The sequence below is a fragment of the Phycisphaerae bacterium genome, from assembly GCA_012729815.1.
Classification (GTDB): Bacteria; Planctomycetota; Phycisphaerae; order JAAYCJ01; family JAAYCJ01; genus JAAYCJ01.
Genome location: JAAYCJ010000337.1, coordinates 1 through 1,960, shown reverse-complemented (window position 1 = coordinate 1,960; position 1,960 = coordinate 1). Strand labels below are relative to the sequence as shown.

The following is a 1,960-nucleotide window of genomic DNA, read 5'->3' as shown; positions in this document are numbered from 1 at the left end:
TGGCATCGGCGGACGTATGGGTTGACGGATGTATTGCCGGGAGGCGGTGGAAGAAAGGTCGGACGGTAGACACGCGATCTCAGAGGCGTTTGCGTAAGGCCTGTAGATCGGCGAGATCCTGCGGACGGCCTGACGCCTTTTTGTTGGCGATCAGGTCTTCGCGGCTGATGAACCAGACCGGCGTGTCACCATAGCTGCCTTCGACCTTGCCGTTCCAGGCTTGCGGCCATGAGACGCCGTCAATCGAAGTCACCAGATCGATCCGGACCGGCGGTACTCCCAACTGGATGATCTGGTCGGGATTCTGGAAATCCTCGGCGGTCAGTTCCAGTGAGGCGAAGCCGAAGTCGGCGAGGGCGGCGACGATCCGCTGGGTGTTGGCCGGATCGCGGTTGACGAGGAGGTCGATGTCGCCGGTGTAGCGGGGCGCGCCATAGAACGCCAGGGCGTATCCGCCGACCACGACGTAGTCAACGCCGCGGGCGTTGAACGATTCTAACAACTCTTTGAAGTCTTTGTGTATACCCATCGTGCTGGGACCGGAGGAGTTCGACGGCCTCGATGCGGGCCTCGGGCGGCTGGCTGAGCCAGTATTGCAGGTCGTCGAGTTTGGCTTGGGGGTCGTGGAGGTCGCGTTTTTTCACCACTCTCTCGATCATGCCTACCATTATCGTCGAAGTCTTGATGAAATGGAAGAGCGTAGCGGAGACCCGACCGGGTGGGTCGGTGACCGTACGGAGGTTGCTTCGCTGGGCGTTCAGTTGTCGGTTGCTTCCGCGGCCAGGGCTCTGGTGATGGCTTGGATGGCGGCGCGATCGTGTTCGCAGGCGGCTTGGAGTCGGGCGATCTGCTGTTGTCGCATTTGGCTGGTCCAGGCGTCGAAGCGGGCCGGGACCGGCGCGAGATCCCAGGAGGTGTTGATGTCCTTAAGGCAGAGATCGGCGATTTGGGTGTAGTGGTCGGCGGCGACGCGCAGTTGGTTGGCGGTTTCGCCGGAAAAGTCGTTGGCGGCGCGGTTGAGCCATCGGCCGGCGATGCTTCGGCTGTGGATGAGGACCGCAAAGCACCAGGCGTTTCCTTGCATGCCGGCTTTGGGATCGCTGACCTTGCCGGCTTCCACATCGCGCAGCCAGTTGAGCCAGAAGGCGTAGGCGGCGTCGCCGACGAAGTAGGCATCGCGCTTTTCGGTCTTCCACATGTCCACCGCCTGCTTGAGGGCGGCGAGGGTAAGCTGCCGTTGCGGGATGTGTTCGTCGTTGGTCTTGGGTTCGGTCCAGATGACGAGTCCCCACGGCCATTTGTCTTTGCCGCCGGCAAAGCCCGAGGCTTCGTCGTACCAGAAGGGTTCGGCGCCGTTCTTGTGGTATGGATGGACGCACCACCAGCGTCGGCCGTCGTCGCCGTAGCCAATGATGAGGCCGTCTTCCTCGCTGCCGTAGTGGACGGGGATGCCGCGGTCGATGCTGGCCTTGACGGCGGCGCGGGCCTCGGCTTCGAAGGCGGCTTGGTCGGCGCGCGGCTTTCCGTCGAGAGGCACTTCGAATACCCTGAGCTTCCACGGCAGGGCGTGGTATCCGTTTTCGATGCACCGATAGCCGCACCAGGGATGGGCGGCGCTGGGGCAGTTGGTTTCGTGGAACTGGACGCGGAAGGCGAAGGCGCTGTAGCAGATCAGGTCGTCGTAGGAGAGCGACTCGCCGAGGGTCTGGAGGATGCGGGCCTGCGAGCCGTGTACGCTGTCAACGTACTCGCAGGGGTCGAATCCCCGGACGCCTTCGATCCAGGTGCGGCTGCCTTCGCGGCGAACGGCGTTGCCGGTGGGGGTTTGGGTGTTCTTTTCGATGGCGCAGAGGCGGTGGGTGGCGGGATCGAGGGCCCAGAGGTTTTGGCCGTCGTGGGCGAGTCCTTCGACGCGGCCGTCGCAGGGGCGTTCGGCGAAGTCGAGGAGCCGGCCGGTGGG

2 protein-coding genes are annotated in these 1,960 nt (G+C 63.7%); both read right to left on the bottom strand.

Annotated features, from left to right (window positions below):
* Window positions 1-79: 79 nt before the first annotated feature.
* Window positions 80-529, bottom strand: a complete 450-nt coding sequence (locus tag GXY33_21725) for a nucleotidyltransferase family protein (protein ID NLX07767.1) — start codon at window positions 527-529, stop codon at window positions 80-82.
* A 228-nt stretch (window positions 530-757) separates the two neighbouring features.
* The coding region (locus GXY33_21720) for a hypothetical protein (protein NLX07766.1) at window positions 758-1,960 on the bottom strand (1,203 nt) is incomplete at its 5' end.

What these genes read in the sequence shown, in the direction of transcription:
- GXY33_21725 (NLX07767.1), bottom strand. Translation starts at nt 529, where the DNA reads ATGGGTATACACAAAGACTTCAAAGAGTTGTTAGAATCGTTCAACGCC.